The 1730-nt window shown below is 59.8% G+C and carries 2 protein-coding genes; both read left to right on the top strand.

The annotated features are described in order from the left end of the window. The coding region (locus AC1DT3_RS20155; RefSeq protein ID WP_477466989.1) for a catalase-related domain-containing protein at positions 1 to 445 on the top strand (445 nt) is incomplete at its 5' end. Between the two features lie 156 nt (positions 446 to 601). After that, complete coding sequence (locus AC1DT3_RS20150; protein WP_477466988.1) at positions 602 to 1597, top strand: cation diffusion facilitator family transporter; 996 nt, start codon at positions 602 to 604, stop codon at positions 1595 to 1597. Positions 1598 to 1730: the final 133 nt, after the last annotated feature.

Below are 1730 nucleotides of genomic sequence, written 5' to 3'. Positions count from 1 at the left end.
CCGTTATCGGGTCGGCACGCATTACGAGGCCCTGCCGGTCAACCGTCCGCGCTGCCCGGTGGCGCATTATCACGCCGATGGCGCGATGCTGGCGGATATCCCGAACCGGGGCGACGCTTACTACGAGCCGAACTCGTTCAACGGCCCGACGCAGGATAGCCGGTTCGCCGAACCGCCATTGAAGATCTCGGGCGACGCGGACCGTTACGATCATCGCATCGGAAACGACGATTACAGCCAGGCAGGCGCTCTGTTCCGCCTCATGAACCCGGATCAGCAAGCCCAGCTCATGAACAACCTCGCCGAGGCGATGCAGGGCGTTCCCGTCGATATCGTGATCCGTCAAATCGGGCATTTCTACAAAGCCGACAAGGCTTATGGCCTCGGCGTCGCCGAGCGGATGGGCGTTGCGACCCAGAGCATCGCACCGCAAGCAGCCGAGTAAGAGACCTGCCGCAAATATCCATCAGCCGCCCGGTGCAAGCCGGGCGGCTTTCCTTTGGGCGGCGCCAAAATCGCCTGCATGCTCTGCAACCGAAACGAAGTTCTCTGCAACCGAAACCAAGGCTTGGCCGTTCTGCTTTTTGCAGGGTTGAGCGCAATGGCATCGACATCCTCATCCAAGAAAGTCATCTACGCGGCGCTGGTCGGCAACTTTCTGATCGCCGCGACCAAATTTGTTGCCGCCGGTTGGACGGGAAGCTCCGCCATGCTGAGCGAGGGCGTTCACTCCCTCGTCGATACCGGGAACGAGTTGTTGCTCCTGTACGGCCTACACCGCGCGAAGCAGCCGCCGGATCGCCTGCACCCGCTCGGATATGGGCGTGAACTCTACTTCTGGACCTTCATCGTCGCGTTGCTGGTGTTTGCTCTCGGTGCAGGCGTCTCGTTCTACGAGGGTATCATTCACATCCTGTCGCCTGAGCCGATCCAGGATCCGACGGTCAACTACGTGGTCCTCGGGTTGTCGTTCTTGTTCGAGTCGGGATCGTGGTGGATCGCGCTGAAGGAGTTTCGAAAATCGAAGGGCGATCAGGGCTATTTCACCGCCGTCAGGCAGAGCAAGGATCCGACCACCTTTACCGTACTCTTCGAGGACACCGCGGCGCTTGCGGGTCTCGGGATCGCCGCGGTCGGCATTGCACTCGCCCATGCCCTCGAGATGCCGGTTCTCGATGGCGTTGCATCGATCGGCATCGGCGCGATCTTGACGATCACGGCTTTGGTCCTGGCTCGCGAAACGAAGGGTCTCCTGATCGGAGAAGCCGCRCATCCTAAGGTCCAGGCTGCTATTCTGCACATCGCTCAATCCGATCCGGATGTGGAGCAGGCCAACGGGTTGCTGACCGTTCACCTTGCCCCGAGACAGATCGTCGCCGCGTTGAGCGCCGAATTCTCCGATAGGCTGACGACGGTGGAGATCGAGGCCTGTGTGCGCCGACTCGAGCAGCGTATTTGCGAAGCCTATCCGCAGGTGGTCGCTCTCTTCATAAAGCCGCAGACYAGCCAGGCCTACCGTGATCGGCAGGAGAAACTTGTCGCCAGTGAAAATGAAGCTACAGAGGACGATGGGCCGCGAATCAACGCCTTGAAATGAGAGCGTCTTCGTCCATGATATCGAAATAGGTTTTCAAGGAGTTGGCATGGCAGAGCGGGTAATCACTGACGAACAGCCGCGCGCCTATTTCGATTGCAACAAGTGCCCTGCCTTCTGCTGCTCCGTCTACGAG

This window comes from Microvirga sp. P4_G7, from assembly GCF_056401005.1.
This window is presented reverse-complemented; position numbering and strand designations above follow the sequence as displayed.